The following is a 26,525-nucleotide window of genomic DNA, read 5'->3' as shown; positions in this document are numbered from 1 at the left end:
ATTTTACCAAGTCCAGTTCAAACGTTTTATCGTACTTTATCAATTTTTAATCATTAATATGGTATACTAGTAGTATCTATAAATATAGTCTTTTGGCAGGTGTTCGCATGTACGATTTTTTGAGAACTTACCAACTTGATATAATGTTGTTTCTAAGTGGTGGCTGTGGAGTCCTTACTATACTTGCCCTGTCCACCAAAACTCTTACCATGATACGCAAGCATGCTTTGGTGTCCATGGAATTGTCTGCCATGTTTCTTCTCATATTTGACAGACTTGCCTACATATACAGAGGGGATATATCAGACAAAGGATACTGGATGGTAAGGATCAGTAATTTTCTCGTTTATTTCCTTTCCTTATTTGTTTCCCATGCATTTAATCTGTATGTTATGGACATCGTAAAAGAGACTGTTCATCATAAAACACCGCCTTTATCTTTGGTCATCTGCGAAATTCTTTTCACTATAGGAAGCGTGATGATCATCTTAAATATTTTTACCCACTTTTATTACACCTTTGATGCTTCAAACCGCTACGTAAGAAATCCCGGATTTATAATATCCTATACCTTTCCTCTGGCTATTACACTTCTGCAAATAATGGCTATAGTTAAATACAGACGCTACATAGGAAAAAGTTCAACTGCTTTTCTTTTGACTTTTAGTATTCTCCCCTATGTAGCCACAATAATACAGATTTTTTCCTATGGGCTCTCCCTTACCAACATAACAATAGTTGGAATGATCGTTCTTATTTACGTTTTTGAAATCATAAACATGAATAAGCTGCAGGAAGCCAAGATTGCCGCAGAAAGGGCCAATACTGCAAAATCAAGATTTTTGGCTAACATGTCTCATGAAATAAGAACTCCCATCAACACAATACTTGGAATGGATGAGATGATTCTTAGAGAAGATGCAACAGATGTTCCCAAGCCCTATTTCATGTCAATCACAAACTATGCACTTGATATACGCTATGCATCAGAGTCTCTTCTTGGACTTATCAACGATATTCTTGATATTTCCAAAATTGAGTCCGGAAAAATGCATCTTGTAGAGCAGGAATATGATGTTCAGGAGCTTCTCCGCGGAGTCATCACTATGATCCGTATAAGAAGTAACCAGAAAGATCTGACATTTGACCTTGATATTGACGCTACTCTTCCCAAAAAACTTTATGGCGATATGGGAAAAATCAAGCAAATCATTTTAAATCTCTTAACTAATGCCGTAAAATACACGGAGCAGGGCGGCTTTACTCTGACTGCAAAGGTTTTGAGCAGGAATTCAGAAAACTGTAATCTGCTGTTTTCAGTAAAAGATACAGGAATCGGCGTAAAAGAAGAAGACATTCCCAAGCTATTTAGTGCATTTGAGCGTCTTGATGAAGAAAAAAACAATGGCATACAGGGAACAGGACTTGGTCTTGATATTTCCAAACAGTTTTCTGAATTACTGGGCGGAAGTCTCACATGTGAAAGCGTCTATGGAGAAGGCTCTACTTTTATTTTTAATGTAAGTCAAAAAGTAATAGACATGACTCCTATTGGCGAATTCAAAGAAAATGATGATTCAAAATCAGTTGGAATGTACCTGCCAAGTTTTACTGCTGAAAAAGCAAAGATTCTTGTAGTAGACGACAATTCCATGAATTTATCAGTTTTAAAGGGGCTTTTAAAATCAACAAAAGTCCAGGTCGAAACTGCAGAGTCCGGTTATGCCTGTCTTGACCTTTTAAAAGATAATTCCTATGATTTACTTCTTTTAGATCATATGATGCCCGGAATGGACGGCATAGAGACACTTGAAAAGGTACGGGAAATAAATAAAACAATTCCCGCTGTTGCCCTTACCGCCAACTATATGGCAAACGGCGATGAATTCTATGGTTCAAAAGGTTTTTGCGGATATATCAGTAAACCAATTGATTCAGCAGCTCTTGAAGAAATCATAATCAAAAACCTTCCCGAAGAACTGGTAACAAAGCTGGAGCCGCAACTTGTAAGTGAAGATACCATGGAACTCCCTTCTGATATGGAATGGCTGGAAGATTTAGATGATATAGATGTAGCATCCGGAATAAAAAACTGTGGCGGAGTCACAGGATATATATTCTCGGTTCAGCTTTTCCTTGATACTATTGACGAGAATGCGAAAGTTATTGAAAACGCCTACGCCGAAGAGGATATAAAGTTATACACTATCAAAGTGCATGCCCTTAAGAGTTCCTCCAAAATCATTGGCGCCAATAACCTTTCAGAACTTGCCAGAGAAATGGAAGATGCCGGAAACAGGGGCGATATAGCATTTATATCATCGCACCACAACGAGCTGCTTGCCATGTACAGATCATTTAAACAAAAGCTCTCAAGAATGAATTCACATGAATCAGCAGATGATACTTCAAAAGAAAGCATATCCTCTGAAGATCTAAAGAATGCCTATGAAGCCTTAAAAGAGACAGCGGAGCAAATGGATTACGACAGTGCCGAACTGATTCTTTCCCAGCTTGATAAATATGACCTTCCAAGCGCAGATAACGAGACTTTCGCCGAAATATCAAAAGCACTTAAAGCCTTTGACTGGGATAAAGTCGATGAGCTTCTTTCCTCTCACTAAAGTGCACCATCCATCAAAAAACCTCCGTCAGTTTATACCTGAGGGAGGTTTTCCTTGTTATATCAGTTTTTCCATTTCATCCCAATCTGCCTTTATAAGGAGGGATTTTAGGTTGGTGATTTTTTCCAGTTCTGCGGGGGGAAGGCTGTATTTTTCAAGTTCGGAAATGACCATTTCCACCCCGTCGTAGTCCATCGCCTGAATCAGCTCTTTTAATGCATTATAGGCGTCCTGTAATATTTCATCTGAAACAGTTTCTTTATGTACATCGCCTTTGTGCCTTTCCCTGGCATATCCACTCAGTATTTCCTTATAGCTCCTATATAGGAATAAAAGTTCTGCCGTCTTATCTTTTATCAGTTCAATATTACCTGCTTTTCCGGCTTCTTCAAGACTAAGTGCAAGGGCAGAAAGTTTTTTGGCTCCTATAATTCTGGATGTGCTCTTTAACGCATGAACCTTGATCGTATAAAACTCATAATCCTCTGCGTTATAGGCATCTTCTATTTCTTTGGACTTTTCATCTATGCTTCCATAGAAGGTATCAAGAAACTTTTCCATAGATTCAATACTTCCGCAGAAATTAAGTCCATCATCTATGCTAATCTCTTCAATACCCATTAATTCCTGTAGTTCCTTAGGAAGCGTAGCATTCTCCACAGTTTCTTCTTCGTCAGCTTCTCTTATCAACCTGTCCGGTAAGTATTTTATAATTGTCTCTTCAAGCTGATCTCCATTTACAGGCTTTGCAAGATAATCTATAAATCCCTGACTCTTATAATAGTTTTTCCCATCGTGTGCAGCATTTGCGGTAAGCGCAATTACCGGTATATCAACTGTGATTTTTTGTATTTCATGAAGAGTTTCTATTCCATCCATTCCAGGCATCATATGGTCAAGCAAAATAAGATGAAAACTCTCGTCAAGCTTTTCAAGGCATTCTGTGCCGCTCATAGCTGTTACAACATTAGCCTTTGTTCCTTTTAACAAACCGCAAATGACCTGAAGGTTCATTTCGTTATCATCAACCACCATGATCTTTGCATCAGGAGCTATGAATTTAGGAATATACCTGCCTGAAGGCTTTTCATCGTACTTTTCTACAAACTCCCCTATTGGATCACTGTTTATAACTTTCTGCTCAAGTGTAAAGAAAAATGTTGATCCTTCTCCGTATTCGCTTTCACATTTAAGCTCACTTCCCATGAGCTTGACAAACTGACGTGAAATATTAAGCCCAAGGCCTGTTCCCTGAACAGCTTCATTCTTTACTTCATCTACTCTTTCAAAGGGAGCAAATATCTTTTTAATATCCTCTTTCTTGATACCGATTCCGGTATCCTTAACCCCAAAATACAAAACGCAACTGTTTTCTCTTTTTTCAATTAGAGCTATTTTCAGCGTAAAACCGCCATCATCAGTATATTTAAGAGCATTGGTAAGAAGGTTTAAGACAATCTGTTTAAGCTTTCCTGCATCTCCATAAAGAATTTTGGGGATATCTCTGTCTATTTCAACTTTAAAATTTAATCCTTTTTCATTACTTCTGACACGTATCATTGACACTACATTTCTGATAGCCTCCACTGTGTCATAGTTTGTTTCTATCAAATTCATTTTCCCCGATTCTATTTTGGACAGATCAAGGATGTCATTTATGAGTCCAAGCAGAATTTCAGATGCCTTTTTGATAGACACAGCATAATTTTTTATTGCACCGGAATATTCCTCAGAAATGCCTGTAGCATCCTCTCTGAGGATCATTTCATCCATTCCCATAATGGTATTTATAGGCGTTCTTATCTCATGGGACATATTTGCAAGAAACCTTGTCTTTGCCCTATTTGCGCTGTCAGCATCTTCTTTTGCCTTCTGCAGAAGATCATACTGTCTGTCCAATATATTGTGATAATTAGCTGCAAGCCATATACCAAGCGATATGCTAAGTATAAGGAAGCTTAAAGCTACCAAAAGCACTCTGATCGTAAAGTCATGTATATAACTGAGCAGATCCATCATAGACATATCTGCTCCGACATAGGCAACACACTCACCGCTGCTGTTATAAACAGGCTCGTAGGCAGTTATAAACCATCCATATTTATCCCTTGTTTCTATAGGATCAATTCTTTTTCCCTCAAGAAGATCCGGAATATATTCCATAAAATCTTCATCGAAAGCAAGGAACTCTCCAACTTCCCCATTTTCTTTAAAGTTAGGATCAGAGTCAAATATAATTCTGCATCCGTCTTCCTTAATCTGATATACGTATGTATATTCTATTCCGGGAGAATGATCACAGGCAGCCAGTAAAAGCCCTTCCATTTCCTGATATTCCCTGCTGTCAAACCCCGTTTCCAAAAAATAAGGAATCATATCCCCATCTAAAGCACCGGCTATAAGTTTGGTCACTCCGGTCACCTGCTCAATTCTTTCTTTTACAGCATTTTCATTATACAAAGATATGCTCATATAAGAAATAACTGCAGATAAAAATGTTGCTTCAAGAGCGATTATGGCAAGAAGTTTTCCCCTTATCTGCTTGCGGTTGACATTATCATACTCACCTGAGTTAAACTGTTCCTTGGCTATTTCCGCATAGCTATACTCCCTGTTCCATATACCTTCTCTGACATGCCCCGGAATAATCCACACAATAAAAAGGCCTATAGCTACTGTAAATGCTTTGTCAATCACATTCACAGCAATATCGGATAGCACAAAAGAAAGCAGGTACGGGAGTCCTGCGCTATTTGAAAGAAATTCAGTTGCCCCTGAAATCAGTGGATTCTCAGGCACCCCAATTATAGACCACTCAATGAAGGCAGAAAGAATACCGCTTACAAAGGCTATTACTGCAATATATACAATGATTCCTTTTTTCTTCTTTAAGTAGTTTTTATAAAAGAATCTATTGGAGCATAAAGCAACAGAAATATTAACCAGAGCAAAATACATTGAAGTACTGCTGAAATAATTGCCAAGTACGTTAGATGTCAATGCCACCACGATACCTGCAAAAAGGCCGCACTCAGCCGAAGCAAAAATAGTCCCTGCTGTATCAAGAAAAAGTGGTATTTTGAGCCATACACAGACCCTTGATAACAAAATATTCAGAACTATTCCTTCTAATATGATGCAGACTCTGTAGATATTAATTTCTCTGATTGAATAATCTTTAAAACTCTTTTTCTCCATCAGACTACATTCACCTTGACATAAAGAATTTACGAATTGTGTTTACAATTTCATCCTTTCCGCTTGTCTTAAGCACATAACCCTCAGGTTTAAGCGAAAGAACTGCCATTACACTTTCCTTATCATCCTTACCTGTAAGAAAGATAACCGGAGTATCTTTAGTTTCCTGATCGCTTCTTAACATTTCGAGAACCTGTGGCCCGGATGTGACCGGCATTTCATAGTCCAGAAGTATCAAATCAGCTTTATTAACACTTAACCATTTAATAGCTCGCATGCCGGAATTGGCCATTGAAACTTTATAATTGTCTTTAAGCCATTCCCTTACAAGTCCCATATAATTGGGATCATCATCCACAATTAAAATGCTTTTTTTCATCTCGCCTTCTGCTTCCAAATTAAAATAAATGGAAACAGCATTGATAAAAGCATCATAATCAAGAGGTCTTCCAAATACTTTTCCAATCAGATGCGGAGGAAAAGAATCGGTTACACTTCTTGTATCAACAGGGTCTCCGATGACAAAAAGCTGCTTATTATCTTCGGAGAGCTTATCCTTTAGAAATGTTTCCACCTCTGATGAAAGTCTTGCACCAGCCTCCATATAATACGCAATTATTCCATTTTCAGGCCAATTTTCATTAATTGCATTTACATTCTCTGAGGCAAAAGCAGTTTCAATCTTAGCATCATTTAATTTACCTAGTAGTACTTTAATGATAAAAGTTTCTTTTTCTCCTATTACCAGTACCTTGCCTGAGCCGAAAAACATAATGAATCCTCCATTACTATCATGTCTTTAGTTCATTCTCTACTTTGTCCCAATCAAATTGCTTTAGTGCATGTTCTATATTATCAAATACTTTCTTATCTTTTTCAGGAAGCTTGTACTTTTTTACCTGCTCAACTACCATTATAGCGCCATCATACTCCATTTGCTCGGTAAATTCTTTAAGAGCTTCGTAAGCTTCCTTAAGGTCATTTTCCGGAATCAGCTCTTTATCTGAATCATCAGATGCCTCCTCCAAAAGAACTTTTAATTTTTCCTTAAATCCTCTGTATTTCTCAAGAAGAATTTTTGTCTTCTCATTGATAAACTCAATGTCATTATCATTGCCTGCTGCCTCAAGCTTTTTGGCAAGTTCAGAAAGATCCATTGCTCCTATCAGCCTTGCAGCACTCTTTAATGCATGAACTTTGATAGTGTAGGCTTTAATATCTTTTTCCTCATAAGCTTTCTCAATAACTTCAGAGTTGTCAGAAACAGTATTTGCAAAAAGTGTAAGGGCGCTGACAAATGATTCTTTGCTTCCACAGTTCGTTATTCCTTCATCAATGGAAATATCCTCAATATCTTTTACCCATGACATATCTCCAAGATCATTAACAAGCCTTTCATTATCCACTCCAGCGCTGTCAGGAATCTTTTCTGTCAAAAGATCTTTTGGAATATACTCTCTTATTGCCTTTTCAAGATCAGATCCGTTTATCGGCTTTGGAAGATATCCGTTAAAGCCATGGTTTTTATAGAACTTATTGCCACTGTTTGCAGCATTGGCGGTCAGCATAAGAACCGGAAGATCAGGATAGTCTTTTCTTAATTCTTTGATAGTCTCAAGTCCGTCCATAACCGGCATCATATGATCCAGCAAAACCAAGTGGAACGTATCCTCCTTAAGCTTATCCAGACATTCTCGCCCGTTTGTAGCGCAAGTAAGCTGTAAACCCGTTCTACTAAGGAGCCCTGATATAACCTGCCTGTTCATGGCATCATCATCAACAACCAAAACTTTTCCTTCAGGGGCATACACTTCCGGAATATAAGGTCCAACTTTAACCTCTCCGCTATTCTCATTAAATACTCCAATGGCAGAACTGTCTATAACCTTCTGTTCTACCTCAAAAGTAAATGTGGAACCATTTCCATACTCGCTCTCACACCTAAGCTCACCTTTCATAAGCTCGGCAAACTGTTTGGAAATGTGAAGTCCAAGTCCTGTCCCTTGAATTGATCGGTTCCTGTTTTCATCAACTCTTTCAAAGGCTGAAAAAAGCTTGTCTATATCTTCAGGCTTAACTCCTATTCCTGTATCAGTCACACTAAATCTGAGCCTGCAGCTCTCAGCATTTCCCCATACCCTTTCAACTTTCAGTGTAAATCCACCTTCTTCAGTATACTTTACCGCATTTGTCAAAAGATTTAATACCACCTGTTTGATCTTTCCATCATCGCCATATAGCTTTTGTGGAAGCTTTTCGTCTACTTCAACTTTAAAATCAAGATTCTTTAGATTGCTTCTTACTCTTATCATTGGAATTATTGATCTTAAAAGTTCTTCAAAACTGTATTCCTGCTCAACCAAATGCACTTTTCCGGATTCAATCTTAGATAGATCAAGTACGTCATTAATGAGTCCTAAAAGCGATTCCGAAGCTCTTTTTATATCACTTGCATAACTCATTATGCTCTGATAGTACCCCTTAGGAACTCCATCTGCTTCCTGTCTCATTATCATCTCATCCATACCCATTATAGTATTTATAGGAGTACGTATCTCATGGGACATATTAGCAAGAAATCTTGATTTTGCACTGTTTGCTCTTTCTGCCTCGTCTTTAGCTATGCGTATCTGCTCATACTGCCTGCGTATAACAGTTCCTCTCATAACCTGCCACACCACTAAAGCTACTATTGCCGCTCCAACAAGTATTATAAGAAGCCTTACCGCCAATATTTCTGTAAGTCTGGCCTCTTTTTTTATATTGAAGATCTCATCCTGATATACGTTTCCGGTCGCCTGGCTCTGAAGCTGTACGTGAAGCTTATAATTGCCGTGAGGAAGTGAAGTATATTCCAATGCTGACATATTGCTTTGATACATTGTTACGCCTTCATCTTTGGCCCCTTCAAGGTATATTTTTACTCTTGGGTTAATAAGCGTATAATTTAAAATTGAAGCAGAAATCTGAATTCTGCCTCTTGAAGCCGGAATAATATAAGTTCCATCCTGCTCCGGATTAATGGTTTTATCATCGACAGTTATTGATTTGATATAGACCTTTACATAAGCTTCACGATCCATATAGTCATCGATATTCACACTGCTTACACCAGATCTTCCGCTTATATAGAGATTTCCCTCATCATCTATGTCACTATAGGAATTTCCTGTAGGAACACTTGGAAGCCCACTGGCTGCATCAAAAAACTGGTACTTAAAATCTTTTCCGTCTATCATATCCTGCCCATTGGCAACATAGATTCCATTTGACGCAAGTACCCATGCATCACCGGACTTGCTAAAGAAAATATCATAATTATTTGAATATGGAAACTTTTCTACTATATGAATCTTTTCATCCTTCATATATCCAAGAGCGTTGGATGAGATTACCCAATAGACTCCCCGTTCCTTATCCCTCTTTATTCTCATGATAACATCACTGGTCAGTCCGTCATCTCTGCCCAGCTTTCTGATTTTTTTATCCTTATCAACAATATATATACCATCACCATCTGTACCTATGTATATCTCTCCATTGGGGCCTTCTGCAGATGTTAAAAATAAAGTATTGGTCACCTCTCCTTCTTTTCCTATTGTATCTATAACCTCTTTGTCCTTTATTATGGCCAGTCCTCTGTTGGTTGATACAAGTAAAGAACCATCATCTCTTTTAACAATACTTCTGACTTCATTACAGATAAAGCCTGATTTCTCATCAAATCTTATGATCTGTCTGTTTCGCGTATAGCAAATAAGCCCCTTATCATTCGTATAAGTTGCAATCCACAGATTATTGTCGTCATCTTTTATGATGCATCGTATTCTGGTTCCTTGAAGCTCATCTGTCAGGATATTTTCAATTTTATGGTTCCCTGAAGTTATAATTTCAAGTCCCTTCTCTGTTCCCACATACAAAGCGCCATTATATGTGCAAGTCGTATTTACAACTTCACTGCCGGCATCCGATCTCTCAGAAATATCCACAAAACTATTGGAAACCAGCTTCATAATCCCCTGACGCGTTGATGAAAACCACAGATTTCCCTCATAATCCTCTATCATAGAACCAATCAGACTGGTAAGAGGCAGATTATTAAGTGTAATATATCTGTTTTTCTGATCGAGATACCCAACAACGCTGCCTGACATAACCCATATTCTGTCTGCTGCCTCCGTAATCCACGAAATATCATTGGCAGGACTTACTGATATTCTTTTAAGTCCCATTCCCTTGCTGCCAAATCTTCCATAATACAGCTTATCAGATGTAGTCCCATAATAAAGATATCCTTGTGTTTCGGGATCCACAAAAATAGTTGTAATCATCTCAATTCCAAGATCATCGCTTGAAAAATATTCAATAATTTCCCCGTTTTCAATACAAAAAACTTCACCAACTCTGTTACATCCATATATCCTTCCATCTTTGTCAGAACACAGTTTCATTATGTATGTATCGCTAAGCATTGAATCATCCACAAGATGAAGCTTCATATTTGAGTCAACATAAGAAATTCCATTAGTGGAGCCTGCATAAACAGATCCGTCTATGCTTTCAGCAAGGGATCTCATTGTAGATGATTTAAGTCCGTCCAAATAGGTATACTTATGGGTGGTTACACCGTTGTCATAAACCAGTATTCCATTATCATTTGTACCAACCCAGATTCTCTTTTTCTCATCTTCTAAAAGCGCGTTGGCATTGGTAAGTCCTGTAGTTGAATCCTGTCTCTCAAAAGAAACACCGTCATATTTCATAAGTCCTGCATAACCACCAACCCAGATATATCCATCACTTGTTGATAATATGCAATTTGCATCCGATGTGGGAAGTCCATTTGACGAGTTATAGAGCTTGGTAGCATATCCTACACCTTTAAGTTGCCCTGTGGCAGCCATAGCTCCACCGGCGTGATTTTCTATCACTTCTTCCTCATCTGCAGCCATAGACCTAAACGGCATCAAAAGAAAGCATATAAAAAACATGTATGATAAAGCTATTTTCTTTAAAACCTGCCTTGGCATAGTATGATCTCCCACTTGGCTCAATAAACGTAATTATGATTTCACACATTACATTATATCATTCACAATCTTCTCAAATTATTTCGTAATTCTTATAAAAGCATTAGATTTCCTTAAACTTTTTTTGCCCATCAATGAATTAACGCTTTTATTTGTAATTAAATTGTATTAAAATTAAACTATCGTTCGATAGGAGGATTATTAAAATGTCCAAAAACAGTGGATTTGGTAAGTTTTTATTGTTCTGTACAGCAGTAGGCGCTGCAGCTGCAGGTGCTTATTACTATCTTTCCAAGAGAGAAGCTGAGATAGCTGACAGCTTCGACGATGATTTTGATGAATATGATGATTTCGAGGATGATCTCGATGAGGAAAAAGATATAAAGACAACTTCCAGAAAGTATGTTGATATCAAAGCTTCTGAATCTGACGCAAAAGATGAGGAAGAAGAAACTGATAAGGAACCATCCTCATCAGAAGAATTCTTTGACGACGAAGACGAGAAATAATTGTTTATGACAATAAAAAAGTGAGGTGCCATATGGCACCTCATTTTTTATTGCTCTCCTGTTTTCTCAGTGAGCATTTCTTTTAAAATTCTGGCTTTATCCTTGATCCTGCTGTTAGCAACTCTGGATGTAAGTATCTCAGAGATCATCTTACTTGCAACATCAAACTGATCTGTCTCCATAGCAAGAGCTGCTATCAGATAGTCAAGAGTTGTTGAATCCATTCCTGCAATTGGGAATTCCTCAGACTGTCTTGCCATTACAAATCCGTTAAGGGCATTTGTAAGGAGCTCTTTCTCCTGCTCATCATTTTCTTTTTTCTTGGTCTCGTAATCAGGATCAGACTCATCAAGACGCTGTGTCTCACCTCTTACGACCCATGCTGTTTTCAAACAGATGTATGCCTTTTCACTATTTTTTGCTTTCTTTACAACTGCATTGGCAAGTGCAAGCTGATAAAGACTCTTGGCATGTTCATAGCTGTATGTAGGTTCTTTATAGACTATTTTCCTATAATTCATGCAGATCTTTATTCTGATATCTTCGATCTGATACTTATTAAGAGTTGAAAAGTATCTTCCAAGAGCTGCATATCCACATTCAGGACAGCCTATAACATCATATTTATTCTGATCAACTTCGCTGTAATCTGGTCTGAGGTCGATATCTACTGCCTTCATTCTGACCTTACCTGTTCTCACAGTCTTAGCTTCAAATTCTGATTCGCAAACCGGACATTTATACTTCTTGTCAAAAAGGTAATCTTCCTCATTAACAAGCGCGAGCTTTTTCTTGGGCTCTTCCTTTTTAACTACAGTTTCTTTTTTCTTTGGATCCTCAAAAAGGTCTCCGCCACCGATGTTTCCCAGTCCAAGTTTTTCAAGTCCAGAAAAAATACCAGCCATGCCTATACCTCTTTTCTTAAATTAGTTTTTAGGTAATACAAATGAGCTCTTTAATGACACTATTCTGTTGAATACAGGTGCTCCCTCCTTGGAATCCTTTGAATCAACACAGAAAAATCCATTTCTTACAAACTGGAATTTGTCATAAGCTACTGCATTTTTAAGCTCAGGTTCAAGTTTTGCATTCTTGATCACAGTGATGGAGTTAGGGTTAAGGTTAAGTGATCCATCCTCGTTATAAACACCCTTTTCTTCATCAATGATGTTCTCATACAAACGTACTTCTGCATTAAATGCTTCCTTAGCAGAAACCCAATGAATTGTACCTTTAACTTTTCTCTCGTTAAATCCGCTTCCTGACTTTGTTGCAGGATCATATGTACAATGAACAGCAATAACATTGCCATTCTCATCCTTATCGCATCCTGTACAGGTTACAAAGTAAGCGTTCATAAGTCTTACTTCATTTCCCGGGAAAAGACGGAAATACTTTTTAGGAGGATTCTCATAGAAGTCCTCTCTCTCAATATAGAGCTCTTTTCCGAAAGGAATCTTTCTTGTTCCCATTTCAGGAACTTCCTTGTTATTCTCAATCTCAAGATACTCTGTTTCACCTTCAGGATAATTGTCGATAATAAGCTTTACAGGATCAAGTATTGCAAGCATTCTCTTAGCCTTGAGCTTAAGATCTTCTCTTATGCAATACTCTAAGCTCGCATACTCAGCTGTAGAGTTTGCCTTACTGATACCACACATATCAACGAACATCTTTATAGATTCAGGAGTAAATCCTCTTCTTCTAAGTGAAGCAATAGTAACAAGTCTTGGGTCATCCCATCCGTCAACTATGCCATCTTCTACAAGACGCTTGATATATCTTTTACCTGTAACAACATTGTTGAGATAGAGCTTTGCAAACTCAATCTGTCTTGGTGGGTTCTTATATTCACATTCTGTCTTAACCCAGTCGTATAAAGGTCTGTGATCCTCAAACTCAAGTGTGCAAAGAGAATGTGTGATGCCCTCAATAGCATCCTCAATAGGATGAGCAAAGTCGTACATAGGATAGATGCACCACTTATCACCTGTTCTTGCATGTGTCATATGAGCAACCCTGTAGATAATAGGATCTCTCATGTTAATATTAGGTGAAGCCATATCGATCTTGGCACGAAGTGTCATAGCGCCATCTTCAACCTTGCCGCTCTTCATCTCTTCAAAGAGTCTTAAGTTCTCTTCTACACTTCTGTCCCTGTTAGGATCATTCTTACCGGGTTCTGTAAGAGTTCCTCTGTACTCACGCATCTCATCAGCAGTAAGCTCTGAAACATAAGCCTTACCTTTTTTGATGAGCTTTACAGCGTCTTCATACATCTCGTCAAAATAATCAGATGCATAGAATAAACGATCCTCATAATCTGCACCAAGCCACTTAACATCCTCGATGATAGAGTCCATGAACTCTGCCTTTTCCTTTGTAGGGTTGGTGTCGTCAAATCTCATATTAAACTTGCCGCCGTACTCTTTTGCCATTCCATAGTTTAAAAGAATACTCTTAGCATGTCCTATATGTAAAAAGCCGTTTGGTTCAGGCGGAAAACGAGTATGTACGTGGTCGTACACTCCATCCTGAAGATCCTTATCAATTGCTGCTTCAATAAAATGCCTTGAAGGAATATTGCCTTCTTCAGCATTGTCATTTGTTTTTGTTACTACTTCTTCTGCCATTTTGTTCTTATAACCAACTTTCTAAAAATTATAATCGTACAACATAGTATATCATAGTACGCAACATTTAACTATAGACGTATTTTTCCTCAAATGCAGCCCTTCGTAAAGGCTTGTCATAATAGTAGCCCTGAACGTATTTCACTCCCAGCCCCTTTAAGGCACTTAGCTGCTGCCGGGTCTCTATGCCTTCCACGCATACCTCTGCACCTATAGTCTTTCCAAGCTGACTTATGGTCTTTATGAAAGCTTTGGAATAATCATCTGTTTCTATTCCCTTGGAGAAATTCTGGTCAACTTTGATAATATCAAAGGGCAGTGCCCTCAAACTGCTAAGTGCGGAATATCCTGTTCCGAAATCATCAAGCGCAAGCCTTACTCCAAGCGCCTTGATATCAAGAAGTGTCTGCTTGGTCCTTGCAAGATCATTTATAGCAAGTCTCTCAGTGAGCTCAAGGATGAGATTCTGAGGTTTTAAATGGTTTTCTTCTATGCATTGTTTAATTACATCCACAATATCTGTCTGCATGATCTGAACTACGGAAAGATTTACGCCGACCGCAAAATCTCCTGTTCCCGATTCATTCCACTGTCTGCAGCATTCACAGGCCTTTTTCAGGACATAATTGCCAATAGGATTTATAAGTCCCAAATACTCCGCCAGAGGAACGAATTCATCAGGACTAAGGAATCCCAGTTTTTCACTGTTCCATCTGACAAGAGCCTCCGCTCCTATATGCTTATACTGACCGGTGCCGCTCTTAAGGTCGGCAGGCTGCATGATAATTGGCTGGAAGAATACTTCAAACTCATCACAGCTCTTTCCAATGGCATCATACATGCTCTTTTCAAGGTCAAGTCTGTGGATAGAAGAAGAATCAATATTGTCTGAGTACTCTGCCACGCGGTTTTTGCCGGATTTCTTGGCTTCATACATGGCAACATCAGATTTCCTGATAAGCTCAGATACACTATCCCCGTGATCAGGAAACTTTACAATACCCATACTCATAGTGCAGTAATAATCACTGTCTTTAAGGTACCAGGGCGTAGCAAAGGCGTCCTTGATCTCCTCCATTATCTTATCAAGTCTGTCAAAACTATCAGGTGGAACAATGATGACAAACTCATCTCCGCCCATTCTGTAGCAGGAATTGCCGATACCCTCAATCCTGCTGATCGACTTGGAAATATCCTGCAAAAGAATATCGCCGTACTGATGACCCAAACTGTCATTTATATGCTTAAAGTCATCAAGATCAAGGTACATAAGCGCACCGTGTGTATTATTCTGCCTTGCTTCATCCACATATCTGGCAAGGTCTTTTTCACAGCACATTCTGTTGTAAAGGCCTGTCAGGAAATCTGTATAAGCCTGAAGTTCAATTCTTCTCTGATAGAGCTTTTTCTCCGTTATGTCATACAAGGCGCAAAGAGATACAGGTCTTCCGTCAACCCACTTTATTCTTGTGTAGTAAACGTCGTACCATTTACCTCTTGCCCTGTGATGTACTTCATAGTTACCGCTTCGGCTCCTTGACGGAATATTGGATTCAAAAAGATCCACAAGAGAGTTCTCACTTATTTCCCTGCTGAAGTTCTTTTTAAAGCTTCTGTTTGCAAACAAAAGAACTCCGGTCTCAATATCTCTTACATAAATGGAACTTCCCACATTATCAAGAACTGACTCAAGTGAAGCAAAAGAGCTTGCAAGAGAGTTCTTTTGCAGTCTCTTGGTAATAATACTCTGGAGCACTCTTATAGCATCATTTATGTATTTGATGTCATCAATGGACCATATCCTTATTTCTCTGGTCTCTGTAAAGCACGCATAGAACAGGATAGCGCCGTTGACAATTATAGGCATGGCCACAAGTGCCTTTATTGACAGATTATCAAGCTGTTCCCTTTCGCCTGCATTCATCTGACTGTCGCTTGATACAACAACCGCTTTTTCAGAGCCAAGGAACCAGCATTTCTCCTGATCTGTCGTATCAGGAAACATCTTGGATACGCCTGCTGCCGTCCACTGAACTACAATATCCATCAGATGGCCATGATGGATCCTACAGGTGTATGCATTACTTACCTGAAGATACTCACAGAGTTTAGATAGCATATCCACCATTATTTCCTCAATTGAATCATCACTATCCAAAAGAGATACTATCTCTGTCATGGTCTCAGCTCTTCTAAAAGAACTGGTCATTTCAAGCTCCTGCTTTTTGCTGACCTTGCTGCTGGCCTCAGCCATTGTTCTGGATGTTTCAATACCCAAGACCACACTAAGTGACTCTCTGAGAAGATCTAAAGTCTTATATAGTTTTCTTTCAGATATCTGGTAAGTAAAGGATTCTAATGGCTGAACATGATAAAACTCTTTTTCATATTCCGCATCAGTAAGTACACCGCATACTATCCACACAGCGGCAGTAGAATTATCGTTTTTGACAGCAACAGCAGCGAGCTTTAAATTTGGAACTTCCGTGATCTCCACAGCCTGATCCTCAAGCTCGCTCTCAGATACACGCTTAAATATGTTGTGTATCCTTACATCTGTCACGTATTTTTGAATTAGTTTTATTTCTCTGGGATTACCTGAAAATTGACTTACAGGTACTTCATTAGTATCAAGGCAAAAAGCATATATACCAGCCATCTCACAGAATCTGTCCTGCCATGACTGGATCGAAGCGGCATTTTTTTGCGCAAAATCACCAAGGGCTCCGCTAAAATCCTTTAGAGAACCCATTTCACCAGTGTTTTTTGCTTCTGCTTCCGTAATATGCTCTTGCAAGTTTTCACTCCTCTAATAACGCAAGTATATTACCTGACTTATGATGTTCGGATGCTGATACCGGAGAATATTTTTATCTATCAGATGCGCTGTAGTTAGGCGCCTCTTTTGTAATCTGAATATCATGAGGATGTGACTCACGAAGTGCTGCTGAAGTGATCTTTATGAATCTGCCATTTTCCTTAAGCTCTTCTATTGTCTTGCATCCACAATATCCCATTCCTGAACGAAGTCCACCGATAAGCTGGAATACAGTGTCTTCAACTGTTCCCTTGTAAGCTACACGACCTTCAACACCTTCAGGAACAAGCTTCTTGGCATCTTCCTGGAAATAACGATCCTTTGAACCGTTCTCCATAGCTGAAATAGAGCCCATTCCACGGTAAACTTTGTATTTTCTGCCCTGGAAAAGCTCGAAGTCACCAGGTGCCTCGTCACAACCAGCAAACATTGAACCCATCATAACGATGTTACCACCGGCTGCGATAGCCTTTGTAATATCACCTGAGTACTTGATACCACCATCAGCGATTATCGGGATACCATACTCCTTAGCAACTGCATAACAGTCCATGATAGCTGAGATCTGAGGAACACCAATACCTGCAACCACACGTGTTGTGCAGATAGAACCAGGTCCGATACCAACCTTAACAGCATCCGCACCAGCCTCAATGAGGTCCTTTGTTGCAGCGCCTGTTGCGCAGTTTCCTGCGATAACCTGAAGATCTGGGAACTTCTCTTTGATCATTCTAAGGCACTTAAGAACATTCTCTGAATGTCCATGTGCAGAATCAAGAACAACAACGTCAACCTTAGCATCCACAAGAGCTGCTACACGATCAAGACAGTTTGCAGAGATACCAACTCCGGCTCCGCATAAAAGTCTTCCCTGATCATCCTTTGCAGCAAGAGGATACTTGATTGTCTTTTCAATATCTTTAATAGTGATAAGTCCTACAAGATTGTAGTCATCATCAACGATTGGGAGCTTTTCTTTTTTGGACTTTGCGAGGATACTCTTTGCTTCTTCAAGAGTGATACCCTCTTTTGCAGTAATGAGGTTTTCGCTTGTCATTACTTCCTTTATCTTCTTGGAGTAGTCTTTTTCAAACTTAAGGTCTCTGTTTGTAATGATACCAACAAGCTTTCTCCCCTCTGTGATAGGCACACCTGAAATGCGGAATTTAGCCATGAGTGAATCTGCATCTGCAAGTGTGTGATCTGGTGAAAGAGAAAATGGATCTGTGATTACGCCATTCTCAGACCTTTTAACCTTATCAACCTCTTCAGCCTGAGCTTCAATTGACATATTTTTGTGGATGATTCCGATACCACCCTGTCTGGCCATTGCAATAGCCATTCTGTGCTCTGTAACTGTATCCATTCCTGCACTCATCATAGGAATGTTAAGTCTGATCTTCTTAGTAAGCCATGTTCCAACATCTACCTGATTAGGTATAACCTGTGAATAAGCAGGTACCAAAAGCACATCATCAAAAGTAATTCCTTCACCAATTATCTGTCCCATTATAATCTCCCATTATCTATAAAATCTTATTTAAATTGAATTGCAATTATTAACTTAATCTGTAAATACTTTTCTAGGTGCTACAGCCTTAACTGCTGCTACGAACTCTTCTGTTGGTTCAAATATTATCTTGTCTTTTCCATCGTAATAGATTGTGTATGTAGGATCGGGCTGTGCGTCCTTGTTCTTAGATGAAAAATCTGATGTCTTGTATGTCTTATTCTTGAATTCGTCTAAATGATATGATCTGGATGGAGCCATTGCTTCAATGTGCTCAACTGAATAAGTACCCACGTGCTTACGGGAACTTTTATTAAGAACTTTGTCTACTGAAATTTCTTTGTCACAATACTGATACTCGTACTCAATGTTTGCATTAAGTGCTGCGAAATGATAAGCAAAACCTGCTGCCACGCAAAGTATAAGGCCAATTATTCCAAAACCAAGCATGAAAGCCGCAATGAAGAAAACAACTGCAAAGAAAATGCTCAAATACTTGAGAAAAGTAATAACCGGCGATGCCTTACTTTCAACGAGGCATTCTACATAACTATTGTCGTTAACCATCTGTAAAACCACTCCTCCTGTTAGTCGCCATTTTTATCAAGTATCTTATATTCAAATTAATGTCATGTCAAGGGCAACCACGATTATTCTTATTGACATTGAAGGACATAAATTTGTATCATATGTGACAAGTGCTCTTAAACAATTCATTTTGTTCCTGCACACAGTCATCAATTCTATTATATACATTTTTACGAACATAAAATATTATATTTCTGTTAATATTTTTTGAGCTCCGGAGGTTTTAAAATGTCAGTACATGAAGAGATCAGAGAACAGCAAAAGAAATTAAAAGGTCAGGGCATAAAGGCTCACCTTGAATATTTTTGGGACTACTACAAAATACATACGATTGTTGCCTTAGCTGCTATCATTTTTATAGTAGTTTTGGTTAAAGATGTTACAAACAACAAGCCTTATGCTTTTTACGCACTAATGCTCAACAGTTATTCATCAAATGCAGAAGAAGTACTTGAGAGTGAATTCACAGAGTATGCCGGCATTGATACTACTACAAACAGTTGCTTTATAGACACTTCAGTTACAAATAATACAGAAATAATTGATGAAGTAACAATTGCAACCAGTCAGAAAATAATGGCAAACCTCTCAGCTGCAGAGCTTGATTCCATGGCTGCAGACCAGAACACATTTGCCTATTACGCGCATCAGGATATATTCATGGACCTCAGAACTATATATGATGAAAGCTTTCTTAACAAATATGCCGATAAGCTTTTCTATGTAGACAGAGGCCTTGTGGATTACATCGCATCCGATGCTTATCAGGATTTTCTTATGAACGGTTCTTACGATAAAGACAATAAGTACGCTGTCATGGCTGCTGATATATATGCAACAGGCCAGTATCCTGATACTCCTGTAAATGAAATGGATAACCCTGTTCCTGTCGGGATCATTATTGATGATTCAAAAGTAATAACAGACAACACCCTCTACCAGGGAACAACTCCTGTAGTCGGCATAATCGCCAACACAACCCGACTTGATAACGCAAAACTCTTCATTGAGTATCTTCTAAAATAAATAAGTATACTTTCTTGCGAGTGGCATTAAATCCGAAAGTGCCCATACCTTTGGATTTATGGTTTACTACACATATAAAGACTACTATTTTTGCAAGAACAGCAGACGAACTGTAAGTGTAGGCATAGTGATGTGAGCGATTTATTTTGAAATGATGATAAATGGATATAAATAAACCCACAAAAGACTTGTGTTCTGAATAAGTATGAAACAAGTCTTTTGTGGGTGTTTTATGTCCAATTTATCACATTGAAAAATATCAGAGTGAACAGAGCTATGCCTACACTTTCAGCTCGGCTGCGTACGTTTACAAGAAAGTATATTTTCCGCATCGAGCGCTGCCTAAATGCTCACCCCTCTTTATACTTAAACCAGTCATTGCCGCCAGGATTACTCTTTGGTGCCAGTTTATCCGGTTTTTTCTTCATCTGTTCACTGTACTTAAGGATAGTCTCCTTATCGATTCCGCCGGTAACATATTCAAGCTCACTATCAGAAATAACTTTCTTATCTATATCCATATTATTCATGATCTTTACCTCCATCATATCTTTGTTTCTGTTACCATTATATACGAGCCATTTTCCTACATGGCAAAAAATAATCATAAAAAAGTATTACCATTTTATAAACAAAAACTTCCCTTGCAGCCACGCCACGGCTACAAAGGAAGGCTATTTTAGCAAATTGTCTCAGACCTGTGTTGTTACAAAGATGTCGTAGATGGCACTGATGGCTTTTTCGAAGTCACGGGTTTCTACGCCGATGATGATGTTAAGCTCAGATGAGCCCTGGTCGATCATGCGGACGTTTACGCTGGCATGTGCAAGCGCTGAAAAGATTCGTCCGGCTGTTCCTCGTGTTGATTTCATGCCGCGACCTACTACTGCGATAAGTGCAAGATCTGATTCAATCTCAAGCATGTCAGGTCTTGCGAGTCTGTGAATCTCTGATACTACTGCCTGCTCTTTTTCAATGAACTCATCCTGCTGAACAAATACTGTCATGGTATCTATTCCTGAAGGAACATGCTCAATTGAAATATTCTGATCTTCAAATGCCTGAAGCACTTTTCTTACAAAGCCAACCTCAGAGTTCATCTGATCCTTTAGGATATTTACGCAGCAAAAGCCTTTTTTACCGGCAATACCTGTAATAACAAATTTGGACTTTTTAGCTGTTGACTCTACAATCCATGTTCCTGGATCCTCAGGCTTATTGGTATTTCTGATATTGATCGGGATTCCTTCTTTTCTGACAGGGAAGATCGCATCTTCGTGAAGAACTGAAGCACCCATGTAAGCAAGCTCTCGAAGCTCTGTATAAGTTATTGTCTCAATGTGTGGTGGCTTCTCAATGATCCTTGGATCAGCAACCAAAAATCCTGATACGTCTGTCCAGTTCTCATAGACATCTGCCTTTATGGCCCTTGCTACGATAGAACCTGTAATATCTGAACCTCCCCTTGAGAAGGTCTTGATGCTTCCATCAGGATAAGCTCCATAAAAGCCAGGGATAACAGCCTTTGGAGACTTCTCAAGCTTTTTGGCCATCTGCTTGTTGGTCTTTTCTCCGTCGAACTCTCCGTTCTTATCAAAAGCTACTACTGTTGCCGCATCAATAAATTCATATCCAAGGTATGCAGCCATGATAATACCGTTCAAATACTCGCCGCGGCTTGCAGCGTAGTCCTTTCCGGCTGCTGCCTTAAAGTTCTTTTCTATGGTCTTAAACTCATTTGAAAGGTTGAGCTTGAGTCCAAGTCCTTTTATGATCTCATCATATCTTGCTTTGATGTCTGATAGCTGTTTTGAAAAGTCTTTTCCTGCCTCTGCAAGAGCATATGTCTTGTAAAGCATATCCGTAACTTTAGTGTCCTTGGAATTTCTTTTTCCAGGTGCTGAAGGAACTACATAAACTCTGTCAGGATCTGACTTTATGATGTTTCCTACTTTTTCAAACTGTTCGCTGCTGGCAAGTGAACTTCCGCCAAATTTAACTACTTTTTTCATAATATTCTCCTAAAAAATAATAGCTATTTTTAATACATTCTTATATAACCTTTAACACTATCAAGCTTCCAAAGCTTCTCTTCAAAATCCTTTTCAGAAATAAGATCTGTAATAAATGCAAATTCACCTGAAACGCTGTTTCTTTTCACAACGTCGATATCTGATCCAAAGAGCTCTGTTGCCTGATCCTTAAGTGATTCAGGAACTCTTACAAAGAATCTTCTGACAGCGTTGTCCTTTGAAGTGAGCTTAGCCTTTTCAGAATTCATATTAACTTCGATATGTTTGCCCTTATGCTTGACCATATCGATAACATCGGCAACTACAGCGCTTGCTGTGGCATTTTTTCCTGCTCCCTTTCCATAGAACATTACATCACCCAGCATGTTTCCATGAACATTTATGGCATTAAATACACCATTTACATTGGCAAGTGGATGCTCATAAGGAATAAGGAATGGCGCAACAATAGTAAAGAAGCCATTCTCATTTCTTTTACACATAGCAAGGAGCTTGATGGCCATATTAAGTGCACGCGCATATTCAAAATCTTCGATAGAGATGTGTGTGATGCCCTCTGTGTAGATATCCTCATAATCCACATGTTTGCCACTCATAAGGCTTGAAAGAATGGCGATCTTACGGCATGCATCATATCCTTCCACATCAGCTTCAGGATTTCTCTCCGCATATCCCTTTTCCTGAGCCTTTTTAAGGACTGTTGCAAAACCAACGCCCTCTTTATCCATCTTAGTAAGAATATAGTTTGTAGTGCCGTTTAAAATACCTGTAATAGAGTCGATCTTTTCATGCTTAAGAGAATCATTTATTGAACGAAGAACTGGAATTCCACCGCCTACGCTTGCTTCAAAGAGGTAGCTTACTCCATTTTCCTTTGCAAGTTCCACAAGTTCAGGCCCGTGAGCTGCAACAAGTTCCTTATTGGAGGTGCATACACATTTGCCCTTTGAAAGAGCCTGCTTCTCAAAAGTAAATGCAGGTTCTATACCACCCATGGTCTCACAGATAACGTCTACTTCAGGATCATCCAAAATAATATTGATATCGTGAACTACCTGTGATTCATGCTTATCCCCAGGGAAATCGCGCAAATCAAGAATATACTTAAGTTCTATCTTTTCACCGGCGCTTTTTGCAACTTCATTTGCATTAGTATCCAATACTTCAACTACGCCGCTTCCAACTGTGCCATATCCTAATACTGCTACTTTTGCCATGTCTTCCTCCAAAATATTATCTATTATGTAAAAGTTGCACTGCGTCCCGTAATGTGAACCTTGTGGACGCCGTCAGCCTTTTCCATCTTATTTATCATATCCATGATGTCTCTTGTGGTAGGAAGAACCTGAATAGTTATAGAAATGGATGCCACACCGTTAAGTGGGATTGATTGATGAATTGTAAGTATATTGGCTCCAAACTCTGCGATGAGTCCAAGCACATAAGATAACAGCCCCACCTCATCATTCATCTGGAAAGTGAGTGTCAGGGTAGTTCCCTGCAGGCTATCGTGGAATTCATAGATATCTTCTTTATATTTGTAAAAAGAACTTCTGCTGATCCCGACTCTGTCAGCAGCTTCATTTACAGTTTTTACTTTGCCGGATTCCAGAAGCTTTTTGGCATCTACAACCTTTAAAAGCACCTCTGGCACCGCTTGCTTTTTAATTACATAAAAACCGGTATCCTGCTCCATTTTCCTTCTCGCTTACATTTTTTAATATTTGTTTTTCTACCACGGACATTTGTATGTACTGGAAAGAATTTTAGCACATTAAAGTTTTAAAGACAAGTACAAAAATTAAAAATTTCAAACCCAATTAAAAATATGACAAAATGCACATAGAAGCTCGCTTAACCAATGTGTATTTCGTCATATTTCATTCTACAATATCCGACTGACTGGTAAAAAAACCTTACTTTAAAGCATCAAGCTTTTCTTTATTTATCTTACCTTCGGCTATAGTGCCATTAACCCAAAGCTTGAGTGCCTCAACAGTAGCATCTATATGTTCAAGCTGCTTCTGAATATTTGCAAAGTCCTCAAGCTCATCATCAGATATCTGTCCATCGGCTGTGATCTCAATAAGTCTGTCTTTCTGACGTTCAAGAGAGTTGAGAGATGAAAGCATTCCAAGTACGATCTCTGAAAGTGATGATATTTTTACTTCAGGCACAGATGTCTTTCCAATAGCACATTCATGAGTGCAGTAGTAATTGCAAAGATCAGGTCTTTTATAGGCTTTAGCCATAAGGACAACGTCCTCAGGATATATATTGGTCTTGCCTGTTTCCATCTTCTCAAGGCTGCTCTCTGAAATACCCTCCATCAGCTCGCTGGCCTGAGCTCTTGACAATCCAAGACTATCCCTGCATTCAAAATAAATATTTTTATTTTCCTTAATAGATCTTTTTCCCATATAAACCTCCAACTCACACACTGCTAAAAAACATTTCTACTAATTCTACAATACATCTTAGCCCATGTCACCACTTACAGAAGCAATCTCACTTATTTCGTATCTTTTTTCACATATTAATGCAGAAAGCCATGACACGGGGAATGTCATGGCTTTCTAAACGCTTATAAAAGGAAAGAGTAAAATATGAAGATAAACTTATAAAAATAAGTCACCTCATCAAATTAAAACAACGAATCGTTGTGTAAAGCAAAATCAACCCTTTACCGCTCCTGCTGAAACTCCGCCTACAATATACTTAGAAAGGATAAGGTATATTACGATAACAGGGAAAATAGATGCTGCGATCATAATATAGATCTGACCCATATCAAATCTAAGCCAGTCAGCTCCACGAAGCTGAGCGATCATAACAGGCAAAGTCTTCTTTGTATCTGTATGTAAGATAAGAGCTGGTGTGAAGTAGTTATTCCAGCTACCTACAAAGCTGAATATCATCTGAACGCTGATAGCAGGCTTTATAAGTGGAATAATGATTGTGTTAAATGTTCTAAACTCACCTGAGCCGTCAATTCTTGCTGCCTCAACCAGTGACAATGGAAGGTTACTTTCCATGTACTGCTTAAGATAGAAATATGTAACAGGTGAAGCAATTGCCGGCAAAATAAGTGGAATAATTGAGTCATCAAGTCTCATTCTATTGATGAGCTGTAAGAAACCAAGTGCTGTAACCTGTCCTGGGATCATCATGATTGCCAGGATAAATGCAGCAATCGCATCTCTTCCTTTAAATCTGTATGTATTGATCGCATATGCTGTCATTGCTGAGAAGTATACGCAAAGAATACTGGTGCAAACTGAAACCGTGATACTGTTTGCAAAACCTCTTGCAATAGGAATAGTTCCTGTTATAAGGCTATTCCAGTTATCCAAAAGATGTGTGCTTGGAAGAATTGTAAATCCAAGTGTCATCTCTGAATGTGATCTTGTTGAATTGATAAGCAATATATAAAACCATATGAGACATAAGAATGAGAAGAAAACAAGTACGATATAAGCAATTGTTCTTCTTGCTCCTATAGGAAGTCCATGGGTTTTAGCTGCTGCCTGATTTTCCATAATCCCTTTTCCTCCTTAGTCTTTATCCTTTGAGCTGTTCATTCTAAATACAACCAGACTCAAAATACCAGTGACAATGAATAAGAATACTGACAAAGCACCGCCACGGCCAACGTCCTTACTTGTAAGGTATCTGTTGAGCAACATGATAACTGTTGTCAAGGAATCAGTAGGGTTACCTCTACCATTTGTCAGGATCTGAGGAACATCGAACATCTGCAAACCACCGATAAGAGATGTTATAAGTACATATGTAAAGATAGGACGAAGTATAGGCATTGTGATCTTAAAGAAGACCTGTGAAGCTGTAGCTCCATCCACCTGTGCTGCCTCATAAAGTGATGAATCGATACCAAGCATTCCAGCCATCAGAAGGATTGTTGTATTACCGAACCACATAAGGAAGTTCATAAGCATTACAAGTACTCTTGATGCAATAACATACTGGAAGAACTTAAATGGCTCTTTTATAAAGCCAAGGCTCAAAAGAATCTGGTTTACTGGGCCAGAATCTGAGAACAATGCAAAGAACAACATTGAAAAAGCTGATGCCATGATAAGGTTAGGCATGTAAATAACTGTCTTGAAGAATCTCTGTCCCTTAAGACGAAGAGATGGATCAGAGAACCAGTAAGCCAGCAAAAGAGCTATAGTGATCTGTGGAATAAAGCCACCAACCCACATGATCAGTGTATTTACCAAATATTTCCAAATTTCCGGTGAGCTAAGAAGATTGATATAGTTGTTGATTCCAACAAAGTTAGGTCCTATCTGCTTAAGACCGGAACGATAATTTTCAAAGAAACTGTTATAAATTGTTGAACATAGTGGAATTAAACTAAAAATTACATATGTTACAAAGAATGGTATAAGAAAGATGTATCCCCATCTATTAAACTTAACCACGTTAGAATTGGACTTCTTTTTGTCCATACTACCGTACCTCCGCGATATTTTACTCTTTAAACCCAAAGCGTTTTAAAGAATTGCCTGCCGGCGAACCGGCAGGCAGTTTAT

Annotated in this window: 18 protein-coding genes; 3 read left to right on the top strand and 15 right to left on the bottom strand. The window is 38.7% G+C overall.

The genetic code is table 11. The features are described 5' to 3' along the window. Positions 1 to 107 precede the first annotated feature (107 nt). Entirely contained in the window at positions 108 to 2,624 is a 2,517-nt protein-coding gene (locus tag E7303_RS03365) for an ATP-binding protein (protein WP_292143834.1), read from the top strand. Between the two features lie 57 nt (positions 2,625 to 2,681). Here the strand turns inward: E7303_RS03365 and E7303_RS03360 are convergent, their stop codons facing one another. The 3 genes from E7303_RS03360 to E7303_RS03350 are packed head-to-tail and all read right to left on the bottom strand — an operon-like array spanning position 2,682 to position 10,852. After that, positions 2,682 to 5,822 (bottom strand): ATP-binding protein, encoded by a 3,141-nt coding sequence (locus E7303_RS03360; protein WP_292143833.1) that lies wholly within the window; start codon positions 5,820 to 5,822, stop codon positions 2,682 to 2,684. A gap of 10 nt (positions 5,823 to 5,832) precedes the next feature. Beyond that, complete coding sequence (locus tag E7303_RS03355) at positions 5,833 to 6,594, bottom strand: response regulator (protein ID WP_292143832.1); 762 nt, start codon at positions 6,592 to 6,594, stop codon at positions 5,833 to 5,835. Between the two features lie 19 nt (positions 6,595 to 6,613). Further along, the gene (locus tag E7303_RS03350) at positions 6,614 to 10,852 is read right to left on the bottom strand and encodes a hybrid sensor histidine kinase/response regulator (RefSeq protein WP_292143831.1); all 4,239 of its coding nucleotides are present in this window, start codon (positions 10,850 to 10,852) and stop codon (positions 6,614 to 6,616) included. A 206-nt stretch (positions 10,853 to 11,058) separates the two neighbouring features. On the opposite strand from E7303_RS03350, the gene E7303_RS03345 reads away from it, so the two are divergent. Continuing rightward, positions 11,059 to 11,361: a hypothetical protein gene (locus tag E7303_RS03345; RefSeq protein ID WP_292143830.1), complete on the top strand. Its 303-nt coding sequence runs from the start codon at positions 11,059 to 11,061 to the stop codon at positions 11,359 to 11,361. A gap of 47 nt (positions 11,362 to 11,408) precedes the next feature. On the opposite strand, the gene E7303_RS03340 is transcribed toward E7303_RS03345, so the two are convergent. From E7303_RS03340 to E7303_RS03320, 5 genes are all read right to left on the bottom strand, one after another. Next, positions 11,409 to 12,266, bottom strand: coding sequence for a DUF2225 domain-containing protein (locus E7303_RS03340; RefSeq protein WP_292143829.1), 858 nt, complete (start codon positions 12,264 to 12,266; stop codon positions 11,409 to 11,411). Between the two features lie 21 nt (positions 12,267 to 12,287). Continuing rightward, the gene (locus tag E7303_RS03335) at positions 12,288 to 13,994 is read right to left on the bottom strand and encodes a glutamine--tRNA ligase/YqeY domain fusion protein (RefSeq protein ID WP_292143828.1); all 1,707 of its coding nucleotides are present in this window, start codon (positions 13,992 to 13,994) and stop codon (positions 12,288 to 12,290) included. 67 nt (positions 13,995 to 14,061) lie between these two features. Continuing rightward, positions 14,062 to 16,791, bottom strand: coding sequence for a putative bifunctional diguanylate cyclase/phosphodiesterase (locus E7303_RS03330; protein ID WP_292143827.1), 2,730 nt, complete (start codon positions 16,789 to 16,791; stop codon positions 14,062 to 14,064). Between the two features lie 73 nt (positions 16,792 to 16,864). Next, on the bottom strand, positions 16,865 to 18,322 hold the full coding sequence (gene guaB / locus E7303_RS03325) for an IMP dehydrogenase (protein ID WP_292143826.1): 1,458 nt from the start codon (positions 18,320 to 18,322) through the stop codon (positions 16,865 to 16,867). Positions 18,323 to 18,376: 54 nt separating this feature from the next. After that, positions 18,377 to 18,889 carry a DUF6106 family protein gene (locus E7303_RS03320; RefSeq protein ID WP_292143825.1) on the bottom strand — a complete coding sequence of 171 codons (513 nt, stop codon included), beginning with the start codon at positions 18,887 to 18,889 and terminating at the stop codon, positions 18,377 to 18,379. A gap of 249 nt (positions 18,890 to 19,138) precedes the next feature. Between E7303_RS03320 and E7303_RS03315 the strand changes: the two genes are divergently transcribed. Beyond that, entirely contained in the window at positions 19,139 to 19,936 is a 798-nt protein-coding gene (locus E7303_RS03315) for a hypothetical protein (RefSeq protein ID WP_292143824.1), read from the top strand. Positions 19,937 to 20,286: 350 nt separating this feature from the next. Here the strand turns inward: E7303_RS03315 and E7303_RS03310 are convergent, their stop codons facing one another. The 7 genes from E7303_RS03310 to E7303_RS03280 all read right to left on the bottom strand — a co-directional run bounded on the left by E7303_RS03310 (position 20,287) and on the right by E7303_RS03280 (position 26,441). Next, entirely contained in the window at positions 20,287 to 20,466 is a 180-nt protein-coding gene (locus E7303_RS03310) for a hypothetical protein (RefSeq protein WP_292143823.1), read from the bottom strand. 162 nt (positions 20,467 to 20,628) lie between these two features. Further along, the gene (locus tag E7303_RS03305; protein ID WP_292143822.1) at positions 20,629 to 21,948 is read right to left on the bottom strand and encodes an aspartate kinase; all 1,320 of its coding nucleotides are present in this window, start codon (positions 21,946 to 21,948) and stop codon (positions 20,629 to 20,631) included. A gap of 29 nt (positions 21,949 to 21,977) precedes the next feature. Then, positions 21,978 to 23,186, bottom strand: coding sequence for a homoserine dehydrogenase (locus E7303_RS03300; RefSeq protein WP_292143821.1), 1,209 nt, complete (start codon positions 23,184 to 23,186; stop codon positions 21,978 to 21,980). 23 nt (positions 23,187 to 23,209) lie between these two features. Beyond that, positions 23,210 to 23,665, bottom strand: a complete 456-nt coding sequence (locus E7303_RS03295; protein ID WP_022773851.1) for an ACT domain-containing protein — start codon at positions 23,663 to 23,665, stop codon at positions 23,210 to 23,212. Positions 23,666 to 23,885: 220 nt separating this feature from the next. Beyond that, a complete protein-coding gene (locus E7303_RS03290; RefSeq protein WP_074886125.1) occupies positions 23,886 to 24,389 on the bottom strand; it encodes a helix-turn-helix domain-containing protein in 504 nt (167 codons plus the stop codon). 255 nt (positions 24,390 to 24,644) lie between these two features. Next, a complete protein-coding gene (locus E7303_RS03285; RefSeq protein WP_074886122.1) occupies positions 24,645 to 25,508 on the bottom strand; it encodes a carbohydrate ABC transporter permease in 864 nt (287 codons plus the stop codon). A gap of 15 nt (positions 25,509 to 25,523) precedes the next feature. Further along, the gene (locus E7303_RS03280) at positions 25,524 to 26,441 is read right to left on the bottom strand and encodes a carbohydrate ABC transporter permease (protein ID WP_292143820.1); all 918 of its coding nucleotides are present in this window, start codon (positions 26,439 to 26,441) and stop codon (positions 25,524 to 25,526) included. Positions 26,442 to 26,525: the final 84 nt, after the last annotated feature.

It is taken from the genome of Butyrivibrio sp. (assembly GCF_015056685.1).
In the GTDB taxonomy this organism is placed as follows: domain Bacteria; phylum Bacillota; class Clostridia; order Lachnospirales; family Lachnospiraceae; genus Butyrivibrio.
The sequence above is the reverse complement of the archived record's forward strand: the minus strand, read 5'-3'. Positions and strand labels throughout refer to the sequence as shown.

Bases quoted from the DNA above. Each gene is read 5' to 3' on its own strand.
- E7303_RS03365 (WP_292143834.1), top strand. From the start codon at position 108: ATGTACGATTTTTTGAGAACTTACCAACTTGATATAATGTTGTTTCTA.
- E7303_RS03360 (WP_292143833.1), bottom strand. From the start codon at position 5,822: ATGGAGAAAAAGAGTTTTAAAGATTATTCAATCAGAGAAATTAATATC.
- E7303_RS03355 (WP_292143832.1), bottom strand. From the start codon at position 6,594: ATGTTTTTCGGCTCAGGCAAGGTACTGGTAATAGGAGAAAAAGAAACT.
- E7303_RS03350 (WP_292143831.1), bottom strand. From the start codon at position 10,852: ATGCCAAGGCAGGTTTTAAAGAAAATAGCTTTATCATACATGTTTTTT.
- E7303_RS03345 (WP_292143830.1), top strand. From the start codon at position 11,059: ATGTCCAAAAACAGTGGATTTGGTAAGTTTTTATTGTTCTGTACAGCA.
- E7303_RS03340 (WP_292143829.1), bottom strand. From the start codon at position 12,266: ATGGCTGGTATTTTTTCTGGACTTGAAAAACTTGGACTGGGAAACATC.
- E7303_RS03335 (WP_292143828.1), bottom strand. From the start codon at position 13,994: ATGGCAGAAGAAGTAGTAACAAAAACAAATGACAATGCTGAAGAAGGC.
- guaB (WP_292143826.1), bottom strand. From the start codon at position 18,322: ATGGGACAGATAATTGGTGAAGGAATTACTTTTGATGATGTGCTTTTG.
- E7303_RS03320 (WP_292143825.1), bottom strand. From the start codon at position 18,889: ATGGTTAACGACAATAGTTATGTAGAATGCCTCGTTGAAAGTAAGGCA.
- E7303_RS03315 (WP_292143824.1), top strand. From the start codon at position 19,139: ATGTCAGTACATGAAGAGATCAGAGAACAGCAAAAGAAATTAAAAGGT.
- E7303_RS03310 (WP_292143823.1), bottom strand. From the start codon at position 20,466: ATGAATAATATGGATATAGATAAGAAAGTTATTTCTGATAGTGAGCTT.
- E7303_RS03305 (WP_292143822.1), bottom strand. From the start codon at position 21,948: ATGAAAAAAGTAGTTAAATTTGGCGGAAGTTCACTTGCCAGCAGCGAA.
- E7303_RS03300 (WP_292143821.1), bottom strand. From the start codon at position 23,186: ATGGCAAAAGTAGCAGTATTAGGATATGGCACAGTTGGAAGCGGCGTA.
- E7303_RS03295 (WP_022773851.1), bottom strand. From the start codon at position 23,665: ATGGAGCAGGATACCGGTTTTTATGTAATTAAAAAGCAAGCGGTGCCA.
- E7303_RS03290 (WP_074886125.1), bottom strand. From the start codon at position 24,389: ATGGGAAAAAGATCTATTAAGGAAAATAAAAATATTTATTTTGAATGC.
- E7303_RS03285 (WP_074886122.1), bottom strand. From the start codon at position 25,508: ATGGAAAATCAGGCAGCAGCTAAAACCCATGGACTTCCTATAGGAGCA.
- E7303_RS03280 (WP_292143820.1), bottom strand. From the start codon at position 26,441: ATGGACAAAAAGAAGTCCAATTCTAACGTGGTTAAGTTTAATAGATGG.